Origin of the sequence: uncultured Rhodospira sp. (assembly GCF_937138205.1) — a bacterium.
Classification (GTDB): domain Bacteria; phylum Pseudomonadota; class Alphaproteobacteria; order Rhodospirillales; family Rhodospirillaceae; genus Rhodospira.
Window position 1 is genome coordinate 14,959 of sequence record NZ_CAKZOT010000002.1, and the last position, 24,236, is coordinate 39,194.

The 24,236-nt window shown below is 69.4% G+C and carries 18 protein-coding genes and 2 pseudogenes; 8 read left to right on the forward strand and 12 right to left on the reverse strand.

The window, feature by feature from the left end:
• Positions 1 to 7 precede the first annotated feature (7 nt).
• From shc to hpnC, 5 genes are all read right to left on the reverse strand, one after another.
• Positions 8 to 2,098, reverse strand: coding sequence for a squalene--hopene cyclase (shc, locus tag Q0309_RS00310; protein ID WP_299435995.1), 2,091 nt, complete (start codon positions 2,096 to 2,098; stop codon positions 8 to 10).
• A 383-nt stretch (positions 2,099 to 2,481) separates the two neighbouring features.
• The gene (gene hpnE / locus Q0309_RS00315; protein ID WP_299435998.1) at positions 2,482 to 3,756 is read right to left on the reverse strand and encodes a hydroxysqualene dehydroxylase HpnE; all 1,275 of its coding nucleotides are present in this window, start codon (positions 3,754 to 3,756) and stop codon (positions 2,482 to 2,484) included.
• Position 3,757: 1 nt separating this feature from the next.
• Complete coding sequence (gene hpnD, locus Q0309_RS00320) at positions 3,758 to 4,636, reverse strand: presqualene diphosphate synthase HpnD (protein WP_299436001.1); 879 nt, start codon at positions 4,634 to 4,636, stop codon at positions 3,758 to 3,760.
• Positions 4,633 to 5,808, reverse strand: a complete 1,176-nt coding sequence (locus Q0309_RS00325) for a glycosyltransferase (RefSeq protein WP_299436004.1) — start codon at positions 5,806 to 5,808, stop codon at positions 4,633 to 4,635. The genes hpnD and Q0309_RS00325 overlap by 4 nt, the downstream gene beginning before the upstream one ends.
• Positions 5,809 to 5,866: 58 nt before the next feature.
• A complete protein-coding gene (hpnC, locus tag Q0309_RS00330) occupies positions 5,867 to 6,742 on the reverse strand; it encodes a squalene synthase HpnC (protein WP_299436007.1) in 876 nt (291 codons plus the stop codon).
• 317 nt (positions 6,743 to 7,059) lie between these two features.
• Here hpnC and Q0309_RS00335 point away from each other — a divergent pair, with 317 nt between their 5' ends.
• From Q0309_RS00335 to Q0309_RS00345, 4 genes and pseudogenes are all read left to right on the forward strand, one after another.
• Complete coding sequence (locus tag Q0309_RS00335) at positions 7,060 to 7,611, forward strand: hypothetical protein (protein ID WP_299436010.1); 552 nt, start codon at positions 7,060 to 7,062, stop codon at positions 7,609 to 7,611.
• A gap of 8 nt (positions 7,612 to 7,619) precedes the next feature.
• Positions 7,620 to 8,051 carry a DUF2195 family protein gene (locus tag Q0309_RS18545; RefSeq protein WP_366940536.1) on the forward strand — a complete coding sequence of 144 codons (432 nt, stop codon included), beginning with the start codon at positions 7,620 to 7,622 and terminating at the stop codon, positions 8,049 to 8,051.
• 261 nt (positions 8,052 to 8,312) lie between these two features.
• Positions 8,313 to 8,471, forward strand: a pseudogene (locus Q0309_RS00340) (peptide-methionine (R)-S-oxide reductase); the annotation flags it as partial.
• Positions 8,465 to 8,566: pseudogene (locus tag Q0309_RS00345) on the forward strand (IS5/IS1182 family transposase); the annotation flags it as partial. The pseudogenes Q0309_RS00340 and Q0309_RS00345, both read left to right, overlap by 7 nt.
• A 34-nt stretch (positions 8,567 to 8,600) precedes the next feature.
• Here Q0309_RS00345 and Q0309_RS00350 read toward each other — a convergent pair.
• Genes Q0309_RS00350 through lpxD form a run of 3 tightly spaced genes read right to left on the reverse strand, consistent with a single transcriptional unit; the run spans position 8,601 to position 11,232 of the window.
• A complete protein-coding gene (locus Q0309_RS00350; protein ID WP_299436013.1) occupies positions 8,601 to 9,818 on the reverse strand; it encodes a beta-ketoacyl synthase in 1,218 nt (405 codons plus the stop codon).
• 41 nt (positions 9,819 to 9,859) lie between these two features.
• Complete coding sequence (locus Q0309_RS00355) at positions 9,860 to 10,111, reverse strand: acyl carrier protein (RefSeq protein ID WP_299436016.1); 252 nt, start codon at positions 10,109 to 10,111, stop codon at positions 9,860 to 9,862.
• Positions 10,108 to 11,232, reverse strand: a complete 1,125-nt coding sequence (gene lpxD / locus Q0309_RS00360) for a UDP-3-O-(3-hydroxymyristoyl)glucosamine N-acyltransferase (RefSeq protein ID WP_299436019.1) — start codon at positions 11,230 to 11,232, stop codon at positions 10,108 to 10,110. Before lpxD ends, Q0309_RS00355 begins: the two co-directional genes overlap by 4 nt.
• 495 nt (positions 11,233 to 11,727) lie before the next feature.
• Between lpxD and Q0309_RS00365 the strand changes: the two genes are divergently transcribed.
• Entirely contained in the window at positions 11,728 to 17,043 is a 5,316-nt protein-coding gene (locus Q0309_RS00365; RefSeq protein WP_299436022.1) for an alpha-2-macroglobulin, read from the forward strand.
• A gap of 7 nt (positions 17,044 to 17,050) precedes the next feature.
• Here the strand turns inward: Q0309_RS00365 and Q0309_RS00370 are convergent, their stop codons facing one another.
• The 4 genes from Q0309_RS00370 to Q0309_RS00385 form a co-directional block, all read right to left on the reverse strand.
• Positions 17,051 to 17,728 carry a heme-binding protein gene (locus tag Q0309_RS00370; protein WP_299436025.1) on the reverse strand — a complete coding sequence of 226 codons (678 nt, stop codon included), beginning with the start codon at positions 17,726 to 17,728 and terminating at the stop codon, positions 17,051 to 17,053.
• A gap of 32 nt (positions 17,729 to 17,760) precedes the next feature.
• A complete protein-coding gene (locus Q0309_RS00375) occupies positions 17,761 to 18,108 on the reverse strand; it encodes a cysteine-rich small domain-containing protein (RefSeq protein WP_299436028.1) in 348 nt (115 codons plus the stop codon).
• A gap of 142 nt (positions 18,109 to 18,250) precedes the next feature.
• A complete protein-coding gene (locus Q0309_RS00380) occupies positions 18,251 to 19,825 on the reverse strand; it encodes a BCCT family transporter (RefSeq protein ID WP_299436031.1) in 1,575 nt (524 codons plus the stop codon).
• 499 nt (positions 19,826 to 20,324) lie between these two features.
• Positions 20,325 to 21,914 (reverse strand): response regulator, encoded by a 1,590-nt coding sequence (locus Q0309_RS00385; protein WP_299436033.1) that lies wholly within the window; start codon positions 21,912 to 21,914, stop codon positions 20,325 to 20,327.
• Positions 21,915 to 22,077: 163 nt separating this feature from the next.
• Here Q0309_RS00385 and Q0309_RS00390 point away from each other — a divergent pair, with 163 nt between their 5' ends.
• From Q0309_RS00390 to murA, 3 genes are all read left to right on the forward strand, one after another.
• Positions 22,078 to 22,311 (forward strand): hypothetical protein, encoded by a 234-nt coding sequence (locus tag Q0309_RS00390; RefSeq protein ID WP_299436035.1) that lies wholly within the window; start codon positions 22,078 to 22,080, stop codon positions 22,309 to 22,311.
• Positions 22,302 to 22,859: a dCTP deaminase gene (gene dcd, locus Q0309_RS00395; protein ID WP_299436038.1), complete on the forward strand. Its 558-nt coding sequence runs from the start codon at positions 22,302 to 22,304 to the stop codon at positions 22,857 to 22,859. The genes Q0309_RS00390 and dcd overlap by 10 nt, the downstream gene beginning before the upstream one ends.
• Before the next feature lie 76 nt (positions 22,860 to 22,935).
• A complete protein-coding gene (murA, locus tag Q0309_RS00400) occupies positions 22,936 to 24,219 on the forward strand; it encodes a UDP-N-acetylglucosamine 1-carboxyvinyltransferase (protein WP_299436067.1) in 1,284 nt (427 codons plus the stop codon).
• Positions 24,220 to 24,236: the final 17 nt, after the last annotated feature.

Below are 24,236 nucleotides of genomic sequence, written 5' to 3' on the forward strand. Positions count from 1 at the left end.
GGCTGGCCTACAGCCCCCACTGCACGCGCTTCGAATTGCCGCGTGTCAGGTTGCGGTAGCGCGACAGCGCCCACAGCGGGAAGAACGCCGGGTAGCCATGGTATTTCAGGTAGAAGATGCGCGGGAAGCCGACGGCGTTGTAAAGCTCCTCGTTCCAGCGCCCGCCGTCGCGCGGCGCCGTCATCAGGTACTGGATGCCCTTCTTGACCGCGTCGCTCTCGACCTCGCCGGCGGCCATCAGGCCGAGCACCGCCCAGGCCGTCTGTGACGGCGTGGACGCCTTGACGAAATCGCGCTTCTCCGGCCAGTAGCTCTCGCAGCCCTCGCCCCAGCCGCCGTCCGCCTGCTGGCGGCGGTGCAGCCACGCCACGCCGGCGCGGATGTGCGGCGCCTGCGGGTCCTCGCCCACGGCGTTGAAGGCGGCCAGCGCCGACCACGTGCCGTAGATGTAGTTCGTGCCCCAGCGGCCGAACCATGACCCGTCCGGCTCCTGTTCGGACCGCAAGAACTCCAGCGCGCGGGCGATCACCGGGTGGTCGCGGCCGTAGCCCACTTGCGCCAGGAACCCGACGCACCGCGCGGTCACGTCCACCGTGGGCGGGTCCAGCAGCGCGCCGTGGTCGGCGAAGGGGATGTGGTTGAGGACGTAGTACTCGTTGTCGGCGTCGAACGCGCCCCAGCCGCCGTTCTTCGATTGCAGGCCGATGATCCATTCGGCGGCGCGGCTGATGGCCTCCTTGTTGGCGGGATCGCGGGCACGGTCCAACAGGACGCCGACGACGGCGGTGTCGTCCACGTCCGGATAGTGCGCGTTGTTGAACTGGAACGCCCAGCCGCCGGGCCGCACGTCCGGCTTCCACACCTCATAGTCGCCCACCGTGTCCAGAATCTGGCGATCCCGCAGCCAGGCGCAGGCGTTGGACACGGCGGACTCGCGCGCGGCCGTCGTGTCGCGGTCGGCGCCGAGGCCGAGGGCGCTGGTTTCCTGCATGGCCAGCGAGGCGAGGCCCGTGTCCCACACCGGCGACAGGCAGGGCTGGACATAGGCATGGTCGCCCTTGTCGACCACCAGCCCGTCCACGGCCTTGCGCGCCAGGGTCACGTGGGGGTGGTCCTTGGGATAGCCGAGGATGTGATAGACCATCAGGCAGTTGGCGATGGCCGGGTAGATGCCGCCCAGGCCATCGACGCCGTTCAGGCGTTCCTCGACGAAGCGCAGGGCCTTCTCGGTCGCCTTGCGCTCAACCAGGGCCGGGAACAGGGGCTCGAACAGGCGGGCCAGGGCGTCGACCTTCAGCAGTACTTCGCCCATCCAGTGGCCGGTGGGATTGCTGTGGTACTTGCGCTCCTTGTCTGGCGCCGTGACGAACAGCTCCGGCACGCCGATGCCGCGCGGGTTCACCGCCCGCGCCCGGCGCGAATACAGCACGAACAGCGGCACCATGACCGTGCGTGACCAGTACGAGACCTTGTTCATGTGGAACGGGAACCAGCGCGGCAGCAGCACCGCCTCGACCCGCGCCACCGGGCAGGCTCGCCATGGTACCTGGCCGAACATGGCCAGGGTATAGCGCGTGAACACGTTGGCCCGGGCCGCGCCGCCGCGCTTCAGGATGGCGGCGCGGGCGCGCGCCATGTGCGGCGCGTCGGGATCGTCGCCGACCAGCTTGAGTGCATAATAGGCCTTGACCGACGCGCTCATGTCGAAGTCGCCGTCGTGGAACAGCGGCCAGCCGCCGTGCGGCCCCTGCAGCCTGCGCAGGTAGACGGCGATCTTCTGCTCCAGCGCGTCGTCGATCTGATCAAGGAAGTGATTGAGCAGGATGTACTCGGCCGGGATGGTGGCGTCGGCCTCCAGCTCAAAAATCCAATGCCCGTCGTCGTCCTGTCGCTGCTGAAGCCAGCCGGCCGCCTGGTCGATCACGTCGTCCAGCGCCGCGCTGTCGGGATCGTCCTGCGCCGGCGGCTGTGCAGCGGTCGCGGACTCCTCATCCGCGTCGAAGCCGGCGACCGTGGGGCCGTCGGGTCGGGAGAGGTTCTCAAAGGGGGGGGCATTGTCCATGTCGATGATCGGAGTCTTATGCGACGTTTGGTTCATGGGTGACGGCGTTCCCTTGACTGACCCTCGACGTGTTCCTCGGGGAACAGGGACGGTGTCCGGCTCCGGGACGGGGCGCAGGCGGGCCATGGCCGCGAGGCGGGCCACGGTGCGTGAGGGTGGCTTGGCAACCGGCGCCGGCGGGGCGCAATGAGAAGACGCAATCGGCGCCGGACGGTGCGTGTTTCCGGGCCTTCGGAAGGCCGGGCAAGACCTGGGATTGTCCTGTGTGGGTTGCTCCCACCCATTCTTTTTACCCCCAAAGCGACCGGGGCCTTTTCGGGCCGATGGCCGCCCTGCTGACCGTTGCTTCATCCGAAGAGCATTTTCAGCCTTTTTTTACCAGTGTTGTCAGGGGGTTTTGAACTGCCGGGCCGTCCGCGTCAAGAACCGCGTTGCAGCGCAATGACGGATTCCGCCACCGTGTGACCGGAACGCACCGCGCCCTCTATGGTAGCCGGCAGTCCGGTGTCCGTCCAGTCGCCGGCGAGAAACAGGTTCCGCAACGGCCCCCGGGGACCTGGGCGGCGGGCCACCTGATCCGGAGTCTGGGCGAAGGTCGCCCGCTTTTCCTTGATCACCCGCACCGGGGGCACGGGGGTATCGGGCGGCAGACCAAGCACCCGCGCGATGTCGGTCCAGACCGGCGCGGCGATGGCCTCGGGCGGTAGGTCCACCAGGGGCGTGGCGGCGCTGATGGTCACCGACGCCACGTCGCCGCGCACGAACAGCCATTCCGCCGTCCCGCCCAATAGGCCGAGCGGTTGCTCGACCCGGCTCGGCGGGGCCGGCAAGCGGAAGTGCAGGTTGACGATGGGGCGGTGCTGGTGCGGCGTCTTCAGCCCGGGCAACAGCAGGCTGGCGGCCCACGGGGGCACGGCCAGCACCACGGCGTCGCCGGGGCCGACCTCCTCGGCGCCCTCCGGGAACACCAGACGCGTGATCCGGCCGTCCGTGGTTTCCAGGTCCTTGAGGCGGCGGCCGACGTTCACGATCGCCCCGCGGGCGGAGAGGGTCCCCAGGGCCGGCATCACGAACGTCTCGGTGAGGCCGTCGCGCGCCCACAGAGGCCGGCAGGCGCGGCCGCCCCGGCCGAACGTCTCCTTCAGCACGGGCCACAGCAACCGGGCCTGCCCCAGTTCGGCCTCGGTGTTCAGCACCGCGACCGCCAGGGGTTGCCAGAACCGGTCGTACAAGGGGCCGATCGATCCCAGCACCTCGGCGACGGTGGCGTCCGGCCGCGCGCGGGCCAGCCGCAGACCCGCCAGATAGTCGCGCGCCCGTGTGTCGGGAACCCGCCGCGCCGGGTCGAGCACCCAGCCCGGCCACAGCCCCGGCCTGATGCGCACCGTCCAGCGGCGACCGGTGCGCAGGTCCAGGAAGGGGTAGCGGGCGTCGGGCGGGCCGACCAGCCGGTCCCGGGCGCCGATATGGTCGAGGAACCGCATGATCGATCGGTTGCCGGACAGCATCAGGTGGTTGCCGTTGTCGATGACCCGGCCCAGTCCATCATCGAAAAACGAACGGGCGCGTCCGCCGGCCTGGGCCGCCGCCTCGTACAGGCGCACCGGCCGCCCCTTGCGGGCCAGGGCGACGGCGCAGGCCAGGCCGGCCAGCCCCGCCCCGACCACATGCACACACGGCGGGTTGGTGGTCATCTCACAGGAACCCGTGACGCACCGCCAGCCACAGCTTGACGGCCTTGGGTACCGCCGGCGGGTCGCGCACCTCGGCCCAGCCCCGGGCGGTCAGGCGGCGGAACAGGGCGTGGTAGACCTCTTTCATGATCCGCGCCGGGCGTGCGGGGTGGGGCGGCAGGCGGGCGAACAGGGCATCGGCCTCGGCGAAGCGGGCCTCGGCCAGGGTCGCCACCTCGGCGCGCACGGCCGGCACCGCCGGGTGGTCGAGGATGGCCGTGGCGTCCTCGGGCAGCGGATGCAGACCGTGCGCGGCCAGGCGGTCGGCCGGCAGATAGATGCGGTCGCGGGCCGCGTCCTCGGCCACGTCGCGCAGAATGTTGGTCAGCTGCAGGGCGCTGCCGACGGCGGCCGCCAGCGCCGGGCTCTGGGCCGGGGGAATGCCGAACACTGGGTTCGACAGGCGGCCGACGGCGCAGGCCACCCGGTCGCAGTAGAGCCACAGCGTCTCCAGGTCGGGAATGCGCACACGGGCGGCGGCGTCCATGCCCATGCCGTCCAGGACGGCGTGGAAGTCCTGTTCGGCGCAGCCGAACCGGGCCACCGCCCAGGCCAACGCGCGGTCCAGGGGCTCGTGCGGGCGCGGTTTGCCCTCACAGACGGCGGCGATGCGGTGCCGCCAGTCGTCCAGGCGGGCGCGCTTGTCGGCTTCGTCGGCGGGGTCGTCGGCGATGTCGTCCACCACCCGGCAGAAGGCGTAGACCGCGAACATGCCGTAACGGCGCTCGGCCGGCAGGATGCGCATGGCGCCGCCGAACGACGTGCCGGCGGCGGACATGATGCGGACCACCGTGGCGCGGGCCTCGTCGTCCAGGTCATCCAGCTGCGGCGTCGGGCTCATTTGTAGACCCGTCCCTTCCAGGCGCGGCCCTGGCCCATCCAGTGGCGGCGGGCCGAATCCATGGTCATGGCACTGTACATCAGGGCGGCGAGCGGCAGCGTCAGGCTGCGCCAGCGCGGCATGTGATAGACCTTCAGTGTCGGCCAGTAGGCCACGGCCATCAGCAACCATCCCAGCAGACCGAGTGCGACGGCGATCCAGTCGGTCGTGAGCACGCCCCAGACGACCGCCACCGGCGGCCACAGGTAGGCCAGGGCCATGAACAGCATCAGCAAAAGCAGATAGAACGCGGAATTGCCCAGCTGAGTGAAAGCCGTGCGGGTCACGATGCGCCAGATCTCTCCCTGGTCCTCATAGCGCCGCAGGGACCGGGTTCGTGTCGCCAGCCCGAGCCAGATCGAGCCGTGCTGTTTCAGGTTGCGGGCCAGGGCGCAGTCGTCGATCAGTTCAGAGCGGATCGCCTCGATCCCGCCGGCGGCGTCCAGCGCGTCCAGACGCACCAACATACAGCCTCCAGCGGCGCCGGCGACCTTCGATGTCGGGTCGTTGACGCGCCGGAACGGATAGAGCTTCTGAAAGAAGAAGACGAAGGCGGGGATCAACAACCTCTCCCAAAGAGAGACACAGCGCAGCCGCACCATCAACGAGACCAGAACCCGGTCCTCGCGCACCGCCCGCGCCATCAGGCGGCTGAGGTTGCCGGGGTTGTGCTCGATCTCGGCGTCCGTCATCAGCACGTAGCGGGCGTGGGGCTCCACCGAGCGGGCGTGTTTCAACCCCTGATGGACCGCCCACAGCTTGCCCGACCAGCCCTCCGGCAGCGGCTGGCCCGGGATGACGTGCAGGCACTCCTTCTCGTCGTCGCGCTCGGCGGCGGCGCGGGCGGCGGCGGCCGTGCCGTCGCCGCTGTTGTCGTCAACCACGACCACGGTCAGCCGCCCCGGGTAGTCCTGGCGCAACAGGGAATGCACCGCGCGGCCGATGGTGTAGACCTCGTCCCGCGCCGGGATGACGGCGATCACCGGATCGGCCTCGTCATGGGTGGCGCCGTGGGTATCGAGCTTCTGGTCGGCGCGCCAGAAGCCGCCGCGCCCGAAAACCAGGCCAAGCCACACCAACACGGCCGCCAGGGAAACCCACGCGGCCGGTGACAGTGCCTCGACAATGGCCATCACCACGGAGTCCTCCCATTGCTTGTTTTTAGACCGGGGTGAATCGCCCCGCCCAGTTCTAGCGTCCGAACAGGCCGCGCGCCACCCCGCGTGCGGCGCACAGGGCGGCCTGGGGCTTGGTCAGCTTGACGGGGGCGGCGAGGGGATCCTCGCGGGCCAGCTTGCGCACCAGGGTTTCGGCGACGTCGACGATCACGGCGCTCTCCAGGCCCAGGCGCCGGTCGATCACGCCGCCGGGCAGGGCGCGGGCCTCGGCCAGCAGGGCGCGGCAGCCGTCCAGGCAGCGGTCAACAACCCGGCGCAGGCCGGGCGTGAGGGCGGGGCCGTCCAGCGCCTCGACCGTCGCGCCCTCGGTCGCCATCCAGTTCTGCGGCAGGTAGACGCGGTCCAGCGTGCGGTAGTCGTCCTGGCAGTCCTGAAGATGATTGATCACCTGCAGGGCGATGCACAGGGCGTCGGACGGGCCGTAGCCGTTGCGCGAGCCGCCGTGCAGGTCGACGAGATAGCGGCCCACCGGCGCCGCGGACAGGATGCAGTAGGCCACCAGGTCGTCCCAGTCGGCGTAGCGGCCCTTGATGGCGTCCTGCTTGAAGGCGGCGATCAGGTCCACGCAATGGCGGACGGGAACGTCGGTGGCGCGCAGGCTCTCGCGCATGGCGTGGCCCTTGGCAAAGGCCGGATCGCCGGTGTCGCGGCCGGTGACGGCGGCCTCGAACCCGTTCAGGCGGGCCAGCTTCTCGTCGGCCGACAGGTGGGGCGCGTCGCCGATGTCGTCGATGGCCCGGGCGAAGGCGTAGAACGTCGCCACGTGCGGCCGCACGCGTTTGGACAGCAGGATGGAGCCGACCGGGAAGTTCTCCGTGCCGGCGTGCTTGCCGGACGGGGCCTCGGCGGTCGTGGACTCGGACTCGGGCGGGGCGGCGGCGGTCGTCATGGGCGGCGGCGTCCAGGGCGCGGGCGGGCGGTTCCGGACGCCGATGTAGCAGAGGGGAGGGGGGTTGGCGAGGGCCGTGCGCGTGCAGTGGTATCGGTGCGGTTGAGATGGGGTCCGGTGGGGCTGCGCCGGAAAAAGGCATTCTCCCCTGCGGAAACGCGGCGGTTTCCCTGTCGAAGACCGCAGCATCGGCCGGTGGGGGCTGCACGCTTTGTCGTCGGCTCAGTGCGGGATGTGTCTTATGGTTTTAGAGTCGGCCGCCGAACGTTAGACTGCGCTCGTCGAATCAATAGGGCTCGATGCCGGGAGGTGCCGCCATGGCAGACATCAATGGGGAGCATCTGTTGTATGATGGGCAGAACCTGCACTGGAAAAGTCCAAAGGACGGGAAACCGGAGGCGAAATACCCGGCGACCTCGGGGATGCCCGGTGCCCAGAACAAGAGGCACACGTGTGCTCCCGACAAGGGCCCCGTTCCGGAAGGGCTGTATGTCATGCGCACATGGATTGATGACAAACCGGCGCAAGCCGACGGGTCAGGCACCTGCACCCTGAAACCCTCGTGGCGGATCCAAACGATCCCCCGCGGCGCCGCCGCGGGGGCTTGCGAACGGTATTGGGCCAACTGGGGGGATCACCGGGTTCGGATCGAGCCCGCGAACACGGCGACCCGAACTGCGTGCACCCCGCATCGCGGTGGATTCCATCTTCACGACTCGACAAAAGGGTATTCCCACGGCTGCATTGAAGTTGATACGAAGTTTTTTGACAGACTCCTCGATTGCAATAAGCATACATCCGGCTCCACGATCCATGTCAAAGTTGAGTACGCGTTCGCTAAAACGAACGGAGGGACAAAAAAGCCATGACGCCAGTCATGAATGCAGCCCTGTGCCTTGCCTTGTCTTGTGTCACCCTGGCGTGTGCCCAGCCAGGTCTCGCTCAAGAGGGCTCGGACCCTCCGCCGGCGGTTTCCGTGCCATTGGCAATCGACAATGCGGTCTCGGCGTGCACCCGGTTTGCGTTGCGCGAGCAAAGGGTCGCGCACAATCTGGTTTATGGGGTGTTCGCAGTCTCGGTTGTTCGTGCCGTCGCCGACTGTGGCTGCAAGAGCGCCATGCTGACGTATACCGTGGCCGTGCCTCGCGCCGATGGGCCGGGTCCGGAGAGTGTCCCACGGCTGACGGGCCGGATAGCGGCGCCGTTGACGCCGGGGCAGGCCGCCGTTGCTCTTCCGCTTTGGACCGAGCCAAGGGTTACGCGATTCGGCTCGCTCCATCTTGGCATCGGGTGTGCGCCCCCGGATTGAAGCAGCCGACCGCTCGGCCGGTCGGACGCCGGACCGTCGGAAATCGACGTCGGTCGCCGGCGTGGCCTTGACCGCCTCCCACCCACAAACAACACGGCGTTGGCAGTGCAACGATGGTTGTTGTGCGCGTCAGGACCGGAGGCGATCATGGTCGGTGGCATTCTCTCCCGCGCCCTGAAGGGCGGCGGACAGGGTGGTGCATCGGGCGGCGGGGCGGCGGATTTTCCCGCCGGCAAGAGCGAGGCCGCGTGGAAGGCCGAGCTGGCACCGGAGCAGTTCCACGTTCTGCGCCAGCACGGCACGGAGCGGCCGTTCTCTCATCCGCTCAAAAATGAGAAGCGCGCCGGCACCTTCCATTGCGCGGGGTGCGGGGCCGCGCTGTTCGACTCCGGCACCAAGTACGACAGCGGGTCCGGCTGGCGAAGGATTGGGAGTGCCGTAACGCCAAGGACCTCGCCTTCCTCCGGCTTGCATCAATCCGGCTCATGATGCGACGCCTTTGTAAAATATCATAAAGTCTCCGGACAGACTCTGAGCCCCAGGGGGATATCACCCCGCCTTGCGCACCGCCAGCACGGCGTTCAGGCCGCCGAAGGCGAAGCTGTTGGACAGCGCGACGGTGACGGCCGTCCGGCGCGGCGCGTTGGTCACCACGTCCAGCGGGCAGTCGGGATCCACCTCGGACACATGCAGGGTCGCCGGCACGACGCCCGCCTGCAACGCGACGATGCAGGCCACCAGTTCCAGCCCGCCAGCCGCGCCCAGCCCGTGCCCGTGCGCCGACTTGGTCGAGGTGACGGCGATGCGGTCCGTGTGATCGCCGAACACGGCCCGGATCACCTGGGCCTCGGTGGCGTCGTTGGCGGCGGTCGCCGTGCCGTGGGCGTTGATGTGGTCGACGTCCGTCGGTGCCAGCCCGGCGTCGTCCAGACAGGCCCGCACCGCCCGCGAGGCGCCCTCGACCGAGGGGAACGTGATGTCGCCCGCGTCGGCGCTCATGCCGAAGCCGATCATCTCGGCCAGGATCGGGACGCCGCGAGCCACGGCGTCGTCCCAGCGTTCCATGACGAACACGCCGGCGCCCTCGCCCACCACCATGCCCGTGCGGTCCTTGCTGAACGGCCGGCAGGTGTCGCGGGCGACCACCCGCAGCGCCTCCCAGGCCTTCAGGTTGCCGAAGTTCACCAGGGCGTCGGTGCCGCCCACCACGGCGCGGTCGACCATGCCGCCGCGCACCATATGGAAGCCAAGGCCGATGGCGTGATTGGCGCTGGCGCAGGCGCTGGTGACGGCGAACGACGGCCCGGTGATGCCGTGCGCCATGGTCACGTGGCTGCACGCCGCATTTCCCATTGCGCGCGGCACGGTGAACGGATTGACACGGCTCTTGCCTTCCTTGAACAGGCGGGTGAACCCGTCCTGCAAGGTCGAGATGCCGGCCCCGCCGGTGCCGATGATGCAGGCCGTGCGCTGGCCGGCCTCGGGGTCGGCGCGCAGATCGAGCCCGGCCATGGCGATGGCCTCGTCGGCGGCGGCGAGCCCGAACTGCGCGAATGGATCGAGCAGCGGCAGGCGGTCCTTGCCCAGACGGGCCTCGGCGTCGAAGCCGCGCACCTGGCCAACGACGGAGATCCCCTTGGGCACGTCCTCCAGCCCCTCGGGTGGTTGCAAACCGTCCCGGCCTTCAAGCAGGGCACGGCGAAAGGTCTCGACGTCGTTGCCAAGGGCCGAGACGACGCCCATGCCGGTGATGGCGACACGATTCATGCGGAAGATGTCCTGATGTCGGAAGAGGGCCGCGCGACGGATCAGCCCTGTTTGGCGACCTCGGCCGCGACGGCGTCGATCACGTCGCCCAGGGTCTCGAAGTCGGCATCCATGGTGTTGGCGTTGTAGGGGACCTCGATATCGAACTCTTCCTCGACAGCGAAAACGATTTCGACGAAGTCGAGCGAGGAGATCTCCAGGTCCTTGATGCTGGCCTCACGGCTCAGGCGCTCGCGCGGAATCTCGGTCTTGTCCACGACGATGTCGTAGATCTTTTGTTCCAGATCGCTCATTGTTTCCGGCCGTTCCCTTCGTCTTTTTCGTACCCGACGGAGATGCCAGCTCCGCTCACCGCCGCCTTGAGGGCCTTGACGTCCCTGAACAGGGATTTCAACCGGCTGGTCAGCATCAGGGTCTCGAAGGCCCGCTCGCGTTCCACCGCCGGGAACCCCGCGTAAACGGCGCGCCCCTTGAGGTTGTTGCCGACGCCGCTGCCGGCGGCGACCACGGCATCGTCGCCGATGGTGACATGATCGGCCACCCCAACGCCGCCCGCCAGCACAACGCGATCGCCAATCACCGAACTACCGGCAATGCCGACCCGGCCGCACACCATGCAATGCGCGCCGACCTTCACGTTATGCCCGATCATCACCAGGTCGTCGATCTTGGTGTGATCGCCGATGCGGGTGTCGCTCAGCGTGCCCCGGTCGATACAGGTGTTTGCGCCGATCTCGACATCGTCGCCCAGGGTGACGGCGGCCAGCGAGTGGATGCGCACCAGGCCGGTGTTGGTGGTCTCGATCCGCCCGCTTTCCTTGGCGCTCTCGACGCTGCCCTTCTCGGGAGTGACGAAACTGAAGCCGTCGGCGGCGAGGCTGGCGTTGTGGTGGATGATGACGCGGGCGCCAATCGTGCAACCCGACCCGATCCGCGCCCCGGCATGGATCAGTCCGTCCGCCCCGATCCGCGCGCCGGTGCCCACGCTGACGTGCGAGCACAGCACGGTCCGATCACCGATCTCCGCGCCGGCCGCGACATACACGAAGGGGCCGATGGCCACGCCCTGGCCCAGAACCGCGCCGTCCTCGATCACCGCGCTGGGGTGCACCCCGGGCGCCACCGGCGGCGGCGACGCGAACGCGCGGGTCAGTCCGGCCATGGCCAGACGCGGCCGGCCCACGGCGATGACCGCCCCCACGGCGCCCTCCGGAACGCGGTCCACGGCGTCAGCCTTGACCACCGCCACGCGCGCGGCCGTCCCCTCCAGCATCGGCAGAAGGCCCGGGTCCATGGCCACCGCGACATCCTCCGCCGACCGGACCTCGCCCGGATGACAGGGACGACGGACAGGCAGCGCCCCGTCGCCATGAAGCTCGGCTTGCAGCAGGGCGGCCAGTTCGGCAGCGGTCATGAAACAGAATCCAGGTCAGGCGGGCATCAACAGCGTGCGACAGACCATAGGGGCTCGGCCCGCCCAAGGCAACGGGCACAAGCCGGCCAAGTAGGGCAATCGGGTGAACGACGCCTGTGGGAGCGAAAACCCGTATGAGTGGTTTTTCGACCGTCAAAAACACGCACTCCGTCATTGCGAGGAACGAAGTGACGAAGCAATCCAGATCCTTGTGGGGCGGGGGTTGGCCCCCGCCCCACAAGGGGGCAATCCAGGGCGAATACATCATGAACACGCCCTGGATTGCTTCGCCGGCGTCTAAAGACGCCGGCTCGCAATGACGGGTTTTGTGAGGGCCTCTCGGCCGGAGGCCCATCTCGGCGAAGAGGCACCCCTTCACCCGATTGCCCTGGCCGGCCGAGAACCCACCTTTGCCACATTCCGCCGATAGCCTTTGCGCACCACGAACCCCGGCCGCTCGCGGTCCGGCACCAAAACCGTGTGGGGAGAGACGACATGATCCAGTTTACAGGGCGGCGTACGCCCCTGCACATTCTGGCCCCCCTTATGGGAGTCGTGCTGGTCCTCGGGCTGGTCATGGCCATGGCGTCCGCGCCGGCCCGGGCGAATGACCTGCCCCCGGCAGCCTCGCCCTTGGTGACCCAGTTGCAGGACATCGAGCGCCTGCGCACCCTGTCCGCCGATGCCCGCGTTCACGCCCGCGATCTCCGCACCCGGACCGACGATGACGAGTCGTGGGAGCAGCGCTCGGACGCCCTCGACCGGTACCGCGAGGCCGCCGGCGCCGACCGGCGGGGCCAGGCCATCGCCGCGCTGGAGGACTACATCGACGCCGGCGGCGGCGATGACTCGGACCGCTGGCTCGACCTAGCCCGCCTGCGGCTACAGGACGATCCGCGCTCCCGCGACGGCGTGCTGGCGGCGTGGTCGGCCTATGCCACCGCCGACCGCGACGACGACAAGGCCAAGGCGTTGCGGCTGTTGGGCGAGGTCGCCCAGACGGCGGATGAGCGCGCGCTTGCCGTCGCCTTCTTTCAGGCGGCCCTGGCCTACCGCACCGACGACGAAACCCGCGAGCGATTGCGCGCCGCCGCCGGCGAGCAGTCGGTTCTGGCGACGATCACAGGGCGCATCGAACGCGATGTCCCCGAGCTCTGCCTGACCTTCACCGCCGATGTCGTCGGTGACGGGTCCGTGCGCTACGAGGATTACGTGGCCGTCGACCCGGCCGACGACATGGTCGCCCGCACCGACGCCGATGCCCTGTGCCTGTCCGGGTTCCCGCATGGCGCCGACGTCGCCCTGACGCTACGCCAGGGCCTGCCGTTGGCCGGCGGGACCGCGCTGACCGAGACCCGCACCTGGCCGGTGGACATCCCCAACCGCGCCGCCCGCGTCGCCTTCGTCGGCGACTCGCACGTGCTGCCGGCGCGCGGCGGCCAGGGCCTGCCGCTGGAGACCGTCAACGTCGAACGGGTGGCGCTGGAGATCTACCGCCTGCCGGCCCGTGGTCTGGCGCCGGCGTTGCGGCACGGCGACGTGTTCCGCGACCTGGCCGGCTGGTCGGTCTCCGATCTGACGTTCGACACCGGCGAAAAGGTGTGGTCCGGCGAGATGGACACACCCTACGAACCGAACCGCCAGCGCCGCAGCGCGGTGCCCTTCGCCGAGGCGGTGCCGGACCCCGAACCCGGCCTGTACGCGGTGACGGCGACGATCGCCGCCCAGGACCTTCCGCACTGGCAGGACCGCCCGACCCAGTGGGTCCTGGTCACGGACATCGGCTTGCAGGCGTTCCACGGTGATCGCGACCTGATGGTCGCCGCCCGGTCGCTGGAAACGGCCGAACCGCTGTCGGGCGTCGAGATCGCCCTGATCGCCCGCAACAACGACGTGCTGGGCACGGCGACCACCGACGCCGACGGCCTCGCCCGGCTGCCGGCCGGTCTGCTGAAGGGCGACGGCGGCGCCAGTCCGTCCCATCTGGCGGCAACCACCGCGGACGGGCAGGACAGCGCGTTCCTCGACCTGGGCCGTCCGGCCCTGGATCTGTCCGACCGGGGCGTCGGCGGGCGTGAGGCCCCGGGACCACTGGATGCCTTCCTGTACCTGGAACGCGGCATCTATCGCCCCGGCGAGACGGTCGAGCTGATGGCCCTGTTGCGCGACGACCGGAGCGTGGCCGTCACCGGCCTGCCCCTGACCCTGAAGGTCATGCGGCCGGACGGGGTCGAGGTCCGGCGGGAGGTGGTCTCGCTGGACTCCGGGGGCGGCGCCCACGTCCAAATCCCCACCACCGACGCCGACCGCGTCGGCGCCTGGACCGTCACGGCCCACGCCGAGCCAGACGGCCCGGCCCTGGGCCGCGTCTCGTTCCAGTTGGAGGACTTCGCGCCAGCCCGCATGGAAGTGCTTCTCGACGCGGCGGACGACGCGGTGTTGCGCCCCGACGGCTCCGTACCGGTGGGCGTCGAGGCCCGATATCTCTACGGCGCCCCGGCCGGCGGGCTGGCCGCCGAAGCGGAGATGATCCTGCGCGCCGCCCCCCGGCCGTTCGACGGGACGTTCGAGGACTACACCTTCGGCATGGCCACTGAGAGCTTCGAGCCGACCCGGTCCGACCTGACCATCGCCGACACGGACGAGCAAGGCCGCACCATGGTCGAGGCCATGCTGGACCATGTGCCGGACACCACCCTGCCGCTGTCCGCCCTGGTGCGCGTCACCGTGCTGGAACCGGGCGGACGGCCAACCAATCGGGCCGTGACGCTGCCGGTGCGCCTGAACGACACCCTGGTGGGACTGGATCCGCTGTTCGAGGGCGGCGTGACCGACGAGGGCGGCCGCGCCGATTTCCGCGTGCTGGCCGTGGATGCCAATGGTGAACCGCTGGCCAACCGCACCCTGCGCCTGATCCACTACGCCGAGGATTGGGACTACCAGTGGTACCAGGAAGGCGACGGCTGGCGCTATCGCGCCGTGGTGCGCGACCGGCGACTCGACGCCCGCGACGTCACGACCGGAGTGGATGGGATCGTGAAGGTCTCGTTGCCGGTGGACTGGGGCCGCTACCGCGTCGAGGTGGCCGACCTGGACAGCGGCGCCGTCTCCAGCCTCCGCTTCCGCGCCGGGTGGCGGGTGGCCGGGCCGGGCGCCCAGGACACCCCCGACACCCTGCGCATGACGGTCGAACATGACACGTACGACGCCGGAGACACGGCCCGCGTGGCACTCGACCCGCCGTTCGCGGGCGAGGCCCTGATCACCGTGCTGGGCCAGGACGTGCTGGACACCCGCGCCGTCTCGGTCCCCGCCGAGGGCCTGGTGGTCGAGGTGCCGGTCACCGAGGCCTGGGGGGCCGGCGCCTATGTCGCCGCCACCCTGTTCCGCCCCGGCACCAACACCGAACGGGGTCCCGGCCGCGCCGTCGGCGTGCAGTGGGTGGGCGTGGACATGGCCGACCGCACGCTCGACGTCACGCTGGACACGCCGGAGACGATGCGGCCGCGCGGGCCGCTGACCATCCCCGTGTCGGTGGCCAACGCCGGCCCCGACACGCGTGTCACCGTCGCCGTCGTCGACGAGGGAATCCTGCAACTGACCGGGTTCCAGACGCCACAGCCCGATACCTACTATCACGGCAAGCGCCGCCTGGGGGTGGACATGCGCGACGCCTATGGTGCCCTGATCGACGGCCGAGACGCCACCTTTGGCCGCCTGCGCACCGGCGGCGACGCGGCGGGACGCCACGCCCCCGGCCTGCCCGACAAGACGGTCAAGCCGCTGGCCTTCTTCTCCGGCCCGGTCGAACTGGACGACGACGGCCGCGCCACCGTCAGCGTCGACATTCCCGCCTTCAACGGCCGCGTGCGCGTCATGGCGGCGGCCTACGACGCGCGCGGCGTCGGCCACGGCGAGGCCGACGTGATCATCCGCGACCGCATGGTCTCGCTGGTCACCCTGCCCCGCTTCCTGGCGCCCGAGGACCGGGCCGCCATGCACATCACGCTGGACAATGTCGAGGGACCGGCCGGCGACTGGACGGTCGCGGTCGCGGCCGAGGGCGGCGTCGCCGTCGCCTCCACCGGCACCGGCACGCTGACCATCCCCGCCGGCGGCCGCGCCGAACACGTCGTCACCCTCAAGGGCGGACGCATCGGCGGCGGCCGCGTGGCCCTGTCCATCACCGCCCCCGACGGCCGTGTGACGGAACAGTCCTGGGGCCTGTCCACCCGCCCGGCGGCGACCCACGAGACCCGCACCCTGGTGCAACGCCTGGCGCCGGGCCAGAGCCGACCGGTCGACCCCGCCGTGCTGGATGATCTGGCGCCGGAAACCGCCAGCGTGTCCGTCACCGTCTCCACCCTGCCGACGCTGGGGCTGGCCGGGTTGCTGCGCGACCTGGACCGCTATCCCTACGGCTGCGTCGAACAGACCGTCAGCCGGGCGTTGCCGCTGCTGGTGGTCGCCGACGTGGCGGCGGCGGCCGGCGTCATCGACGCCGACGATCCGGCGGTCTTGGCGCGCCGCGTCGACGAGGCCATCACCCGAGTCCTGGCCCGACAGGACGGTGTCGGCGGGTTCAGTCTGTGGGGCGGCGGCGAACGGCAGGTGTGGCTGTCGGCCTACGCCACCGAGTTCCTGCTGCGGGCCCATGAGGCCGGACACCGCGTGCCGCCGTTCGCGCTGGACCGCGCGCTGGGCTTCCTGGAGGACGCCGTGGTCGGGCTCGACTACCCGGACGACGCCCTGCCGTCGCGAGCGTATGCGCTGTACGTGCTGGCGCGGGCGGGAGTCGCCGATCCGGGCGCGCTCCGCTACGTCCACGATGTCTACCTGAACCGGATGCCCGCCCCCTTGCCGCGCGCGCACCTGGGCGCCGCGCTGGCCATGATCGGCGACACAGACCGCGCCCAGTCGGCGTTCGACGCGGCCGTGCGCCCGTCGGTGCACCTGACGACGCTGGGCGAGGACGCCGACCGGCCCGGCGATCCCTATGGCAGTCCGCTGCGGGACATGGCCGCCACGGTGGCGCTGATGGTCGAGGCCGGCATCGGCGACCCGCTCGCCCGCGCCGAGGATCTGGCGCGCGCCCGGCACGGCCGGTCGTACCTCAGCACCCAGGAACAGGCCCGCCTGCTGATGGCTGCCGCCGCTCTGCGAGAGATGCAGGGGCCGCTGTCGGTCACGGTCGACGGTGCCGACGCCACCCCCATCGGCACCGGAGTCGCGCTGATCGCCCCCACCCTCGATCAGGTGGCGGGCGGCATCACCGTCACCAATACAGGGGCCGGCGCGGTCACCATGCTGGTCAGCGGCGACGGCATCCCCACCCGCGCCCAGCCGCCGATCGAGAACGGGCTGTCGATCAGCCGGACGTTCTACTCGCTGGACGGGCAGCCGATCGACCCGCAGATGGTGGACCAGAGCGACCTGTTGGTGGCCGTGGTCTCGGGTGAGGCGACCGATCCGACGGCGCTCGGCACCGATCGCACCCACCACGCGCTGGTGGTCGACCTGCTGCCGGCCGGACTAGTGCTGGAAAACGCCGCCGTCGGCGAGGGTCGCGGCACGCAGGGCATGGACTGGCTACCGGACCTCGATCCGCCCGAGCATGTGGAGATCCGCGACGACCGCTTCATCGCCTCGGTGCCGCTGACCCGCGAGGACCCGGCGTTTTCGGTCGCCTATCTGGCGCGCGCGGTGACGCCGGGCGTGTTCACCATGCCCGGCGTCTTTGTCGAATCCATGTACCGGCCGGACCTGCGGGCGCGCAGCGAGGCAGGCCAGATGATCATCGCGCCACGGTGAGGGCGCCTCAATCGCCGCCGGTGTCGTTGGCCGACGTTTTCGGCTCCACCGGGATGGCGATTTCGTTGCGGCGCAGGAAGGGCAGCGTCCAGATCGGGTCATAGACCCAGGTCACGGGCGGACCGCTGGCCCGCCAGTCGCTGCGCGCCAGTCGGTCCGTCAGGACGCGGGTGTTTCGCCGTTCCAACGGCGGCGAGCGCCAGCCGCTGAAGCGCCGCACGGCCACGTCCTGCGCCGGCAGGGCGACCAGCCGAACGCGCGGGTTGGTGGGCTTCGGCGCCGTGTCGATGGTGTATTCGGCCGGCAGCATGAAGCGGATGAAGCGCCCCTGCCCCGCCCGGCGCGTCATCTCGACCGGCGCCGTCATGGCGATGGTCTCGGCGCCCTGCGGTTCCATGGCCACGGGGATCGTCATGGCGATCTTGCGTGTGCCCTGATTGGCGCCGGTGATGTAGTCGTACAACCGCATGAACGGGCGCCCGCCGCTGTCGCTCATGTCGGTTTCAACGGCCACGCGGTCGCCGTAGCGGCGCACCTCCATGGCGTCGCCCAGGGTTGCCTGGACGGTGTAGGCGGGCTCCTCCGTGCCAGAGCGGTCGCCAAGTATCTGTGATCCGGCCATCAGCCATCCTCCGATCACCAGGGTGAGAACGAGCGCGAGACTGATAATGAGTGTACGTTTCATGTGCATTCATACGGCGCCGCCAGGGGCGCGGATCACGGATCAGAAGCCTCGCCCTTTGGCGGCTTCGTCTTCTGTTTGTAGTACCGCGTTTGCGGCTGGCCATCCCACACCACCGGCTTTTCCAGCCATTTCTGAATGAAATTCCAGGCGCCGCGATAGCCGTTGTGCGGCAGGGTGCAGGCCGAGCAGTCCTTGCGCGTGACCCCGTTCTTGTCCGTGAACACCTCGTACGGGCCGGGGCATTCATAAGCGATCAGCGGGCAATAGCAGAACAGACAGTTGAACTCGCCGCGCACGCCTTCATGGCAGGGCAGGAAGGGGCAGCTGTGGTTCGTGAAGCCCTTGAAGCCCTCGCTATGCGTCGTGTCCTTGGGCTGCATCGATCGCCTCCCGTGTCCGGATCGTCCCCCGCCGCATATGGGGCCGCGACGGGCGCCAGAAAAGGCACGGGGCCGCGTCCCGTTGATCGGAACACGGCCCCGGCTTCGACAGGATGGGCAGGCGCGCGTCGCCGACGCGCCCCTATCGCCGCATCACGTACTTCTTTTCATGCCGCAGACCCATGTACAGCGTCACGCACATGGCGAGCAGCACCAGGGTGAACGGCAGCCCGACGGTGATGGACGCCGCCTGCAGGGCCCCCAGGGCACTGGCCCCACCGACAAACAGCAGCACGGCGGCGATCAGGCCTTCCATGACGGCCCAGAAGATGCGCTGCGGCACCGGGGCGTCCAGCTTGCCGCCGGCGGTGATGCTGTCGATCACCAGCGACCCGGAATCGGACGAGGTGATAAAGAACACCAGCACCAGACAGATGGCGATAAACGACGTCACCGACGCCAAGGGCAGGTTGTCCAGCATCTGGAACATCGCCAGCGTATAGTCGCCAATGCCGTCCGCCAGCGCGCCGACCCCTTCCTTGGCCTGCTCCAGGCCGGTGCCACCGAACACGGTCATCCAGAAAATGGTCACGACGGTCGGCACCAGCAGGACGGCGATCAGGAACGTCCGCACGGTCCGGCCATAGGACACACGGGCGATGAACATGCCGACGAACGGCGACCATGCAATCCACCAGGCCCAGTAGAACACGGTCCAGTCGTGCATGAACGAGCCGTCCTCGCGGCCCCACCACATGCTCATCGGCACCATCACCTCGGCGTAGGACATCGAGGTGAGCATCAACCCCTTGAGGATCGACATGGTCGAGGCGGTCAGGAACACGAACAGCAGCAGCAACGCCGCCAGCGTCATGTTGATGTTGCTGAGCACCTTCACGCCGCCATCCAGGCCGCGCACCACGGAGATCACGGCGATCGCCGTCACACCGGTGATCACGGCGATCTGGGTGTTGATGCCTGACGGAATGCCAAACAGGTATTCAAGGCCGCCGGCCGCCTGCTGGGCACCGAAGCCGAGCGACGTGGCCAGGCCGAAGATGGTCGCCAGCACGGCAATGACATCGATGATGTTGCCGAACCAGCCCCACGACTTGTCCTGCACCAGCGGATAGAAGGCCGAGCGGATGGTCAGCGGCAGGCCCTTGTTATAGGCGAAAAAGGCCAGCGACAGACCAACCACGGCATAGATCGCCCACGGATGCAGGCCCCAGTGGTACATGGTCGCGCCCATGGCGTTGATCTCGGCCTCGGGCGTGTTCGGCTCGACGCCCAGCGGCGTGCCGAACCAGTTGGTGTAGTAGCCGACCGGCTCCGCCACAGACCAGAACATCAGGCCGATCCCCATGCCGGCGGCGAACAGCATGGCGAACCAGGAAATCATGGAAAATTCCGGCCTGGCATCCTGCCCGCCCAGCCGGACATTGCCGACCGGCAGGAAGATCATGATCACGCAATAGATCACGAAAATGTTGCCGGCGGCCAGAAACAGCCAGTCGAAATTGTTAATCGACCATGCCTTGGCCCCGTCAAAAACGACCTTGGCTTCCTCGGGAACCAACAGCGTTCCGATGACAAATGCCAGGATCAGAAGGGCGGACACCCAGAACACGGGATTGTGAATATCCATTCCCATGGCCTGGATGTTGTCCTGACCGACCTCGTAGTCGGTCTCGTACAATTGTTCGGGTGGTGTCATTGATTGGCTCTCCCATTGCGCGGCCGCAGGTCCGGCGACCGCCTGGTGGTGACAGAGCGGAAAAGAGCGTCCCTTCCCTTTCACGCGGACGCGGCTTGCGAAGACCGCCGGAAACGCCCCCCAAAACACACGGCGGAAGGCTCCGAGCGACCTGTCCCGCAAGACCGCGCTTGCTTGATCTTGAGTCGCGAAGACGAATGACCGACGGGACAATCCCGTCGGCCGCGCCGGTCAACGCCGGCACCGGACGACACGAGAACGCCACCCTGGCCCGTGGCCCAAGATGCGCCCGCCGTCCCATCACAGGCACGGGTCCACTCACATCACGTTGCGTGGCCCCGCTGCCTTGACCAGACCCGCAGAGTGGCGGGTCAGTCCGTCTTGGGGGCACCATAGTCCCGCCATTACGGAAATTTGACCGTACCCAATCAGACACGCGCGCGCAACCGCCCGCCCGGGGGCGCCAAACAACGGCCGTCTTACACCCTCGCGGGCGACGTCAGCCGGCCAGAACCCGGGTGATGGTATCGCGCAGCTCGCTCAGCCCGAGGGGCTTGCGCAGGATGGCGTCGGCCATCTCGGCGACGTCGGCCAGGGTCTCGTCGCCTTCAACGGCAAAGCCGCTGGCCAGGACAACAGCCATGTCCGGATGCGCGGCCAGCGCGGCACGCAGAAGGGTGCGCGCCCCGCCGCCTGGCATCGAAAGATCGGTGATCAGGACGTCGTGCGCGGCGGTATCCAGTGCCCGCACGGCCGAGGCGACGTCGCCGGCCACCGTCACCCCGTATCCTTGATCGCTCAGGAACTCGGCGATCTCGGCGGCGGCCTCGGCCTCGTCCTCCGCCACCAGCACCCGCACACGCCGGTCGGCCGGGTCCGCCCCATCCCCGTCCTGGCGCGCCGCACTGTCATCGGGGTCATCCGGCCGGCGTCCGCCCGCGCGAGCAAGATCGAGACGCACACCGCGCAGGGCGCCCTGGTCATCCACGAGCATCATGAGATGCCCGCCCAGGCCCGCCAACGCCAGGGCGGCCAGCACGACCCGGCGCGACAGGGTCAGGTCGGGGGCCACGGCGATCAGCGGGATGTCCCAACGCACGCTTTCATCGCCTGTCATGTCGACGCACAAACGCCCGGTGCCCGCCTCCGACGCGGCCTCGGGATTGACGCGCACGACCAGGGCAGCCGGCGCCGGAAACCGCCGCGTCGCGGTCGTCTGGGGCGCGTCCCCGCCCAGGGTTTCCGCGAGCACCGTCATCACGGCGAACACGATCTGCATCAACAGCACGGGCTCGCCCCAGGCCGGCGGCATGTCGGGCGGCGTGATGACCTCGGCCTTCAACCCTGCGGCCCGCAAGGGAGACCGCGCCAGCTGGGCCGCCCGATTCAGAACGCTCCCCAGGTCCACAGGCTCAAGGTCACTGGCGCCATACACCGCCGGCGCGCCCTGAACCAGCGAGACCGTCTCGAACAGCGCCTCCGCCTGATCCGCCAGGCGGGCGAAGCGCTCGGCGGCCGCGCCGTCGCCGCCGGTGTTGGCGGCGCCCACCGCTTCCGCCTCCAGAGAGGCGCGTTCCGCCGTCAGGCGGATGATGTTGAGCGGCTGGCTCATCTGATGGGCCAGCGCCCCGCCCATCTCGCCCAACAGGGCGTGGCGGGCCAGCACCGCCATCATCTCGTCGAACCCCGCCTCATCGGCGCCGCTCGCGTGGGCCTGCTCCTCGCTGACACGGCACGGCCACAACGCGTGAAGCACCGTCCCCCCTGCCCCACCGTCACCGGGAAGCGGACGGGACCAGAACCAGAACGGCGCCGTTGTTCCGTCGCCCAGCGGCAGGGTGTCCCAGTCCCCGCCCCGGCCTCCGGCCACGCCCGGCATCCGGCCCGGCCAAGCGCGGACCGCCGCCTCGTCGGGCAGACGCAAAAGAGTCCGGGCACGCCGATTCACCAGCACAGGGCGCCCTTGGGGGTCGGAAACGACCAACGCCTGGGGCACGGCCTCCAGCGCCGCCACCGCCAACGCATCGGTCCGCGCTTCGTTTCTGGTTAGCACCAACCCGGCCTCGTCCATCAATGATTGGTCGGACACGGTTTCCTCTCCGCCATTCTCGCCGGCCCCTGACCATGGCCCGAACATGCCGCACCGTCCAGTCCCGACCGCGCTCGCCCGTGCCTCTTGGCCTCGGCAGGTCGGATCGCGCCCGTGCCGCAACGGCGTTGACGCCCCGGACGGGTCCGGTCACAGTGCGCGCATGAAGACGCCTCCCTCCGAGACCGGGCCCTCCGGGGCGCGCTCGTCCACGACATCATCGGCCCCGGCCGATCGGCACGACCGCAGCGCGGCCGCGTTGCGGGCCAATCTGGCGCGCCGCAAGGTCCAGTCGCGCGCCCGTTCCGGGCACACGGACAGCACCGCCGAGTCCCGCGACGGCGGCCAGGATACCATCCCGCCGGAAGAGCGCGGAGACAATGCCCGATGGCCGTGATGCATGACGAGTGGATCCGCGAGCGCGCGGTTCGTGACGGCATGATTGACCCCTTCGTCGACCGCCTGGAACGATCCGGGGTGATTTCCTACGGGCTGTCGTCGTATGGATACGACGCCCGCGTCTCGGGCGAGTTCAAGGTGTTCACCAACGTCGATTCCGCCGTCGTCGATCCCAAGCAGTTCTCCGACAAGAGCTTCGTTGATCGGCGCGTGGACGACCACGTGATCATCCCGCCCAACAGCTTCGCTCTCGCCCGCACGGTCGAGTACTTCCGTATTCCGCGCGACGTTCTGGTCATCTGCCTGGGCAAGTCGACCTATGCCCGGTGCGGCATCATCGTCAACGTCACACCCCTGGAGCCCGAGTGGGAAGGACACGTGACGCTGGAGTTCTCCAACACCACCCCGCTGCCGGCCAAGGTCTACGCCAACGAGGGCGCCTGCCAGTTCATCTTCCTGCAGGGGGCCGAGACCTGCGCCGTCTCCTACCGCGACCGCAAAGGCAAGTACCAAGGACAGCAAGGTGTCACACTCCCCCGTCTCTGAAGACCTCCTGATCGACCTGACTCCGGACGCCGCGTCGTCCCGCGCCGGCCCGGATCACAAGGAAAGACGCGGCGTCATGGACTGCATCCGCATCGAGGGGGGGCGCCGCCTCGACGGCACCATCGCCATCAGCGGCGCCAAGAACGCGGCTCTGGCCCTGATGCCGGCGTGCCTGCTGACCGACCAGCCCCTGACGCTGACCAATGTGCCGCGACTGGCGGACATCGCGTCCATGATCACGCTGCTGGGCCAACACGGCGCATCCGTCGACGCCGCGTTCGACGGCGCGGGGGGCGACACCCGCCGCCTGACGCTTCAGGCGCGGAGCATCACCAGCGCCACCGCCCCCTATGACATCGTGCGCAAGATGCGGGCGTCGGTGCTGGTTCTGGGTCCCCTGGTCGCCCGGCACGGGTTCGCCCGCGTCTCGCTGCCGGGGGGGTGCGCCATCGGCACCCGGCCGGTCGACCTGCACCTGAAGGCCCTGGAAGCGCTTGGCGCCGACATCACGTTGGCGGGCGGATACATCGAGGCCCGCGCTCCCTCCGGCGGCCTGCGCGGCGACACCATCGTCTTTCCCAGCGTCACCGTCGGCGGCACCGAGAACGCCCTGATGGCCGCCACCCTCGCCCACGGCGAAACGGTGATCGAAAACGCCGCGCGCGAGCCCGAGATCACGGACCTGGCCACCTGCCTCACCGCCATGGGCGCGCGGATCGAGGGCGTCGGGACGAATACCCTGCGCGTCGAAGGCGTCTCCAGCCTGACCGCGGCGACCCACGCCATCCTGCCCGACCGGATCGAGACCGGCACCTATGCCCTGGCCGCCGCCATCACCCGGGGCCGCGTGCACCTGAGCGGCACGCGGGCGGACCTGCTGCACGCCGTCATCGAACATCTGGAGGAAACGGGGGTGTCGATCACTCCTACCGAGGATGGCTTCGTGGTGGATGCCCGCGATCGGGTCCTCCGGGGGGTGGACGTGATGACCAAGCCGTTCCCCGGCTTCCCCACAGACATGCAGGCGCAGTGGATGGCCCTGATGGCCACCGCTGACGGCGCGGCCATGATCACCGAAAGCATCTTTGAGAACCGGTTCATGCACGTCCCGGAACTGGCGCGCATGGGGGCGGACGTCAACATCCACGGCGGCTCCGCCATTGTGCGCGGGCGCAGGCGGCTGTCGGGCGCGCAGGTCATGGCCACCGATCTGCGCGCCTCGGTCTGCCTGGTCCTGGCCGGGCTGGCCGCCGAGGGCGAAACCATCGTCAACCGCGTCTACCACCTCGATCGCGGTTACGAGACCGTCGAGGCCAAACTGGCCGGCTGCGGCGCGGCCATCGAGCGGGTGCGCGGCTGACCGTCGCAAGCACCTCT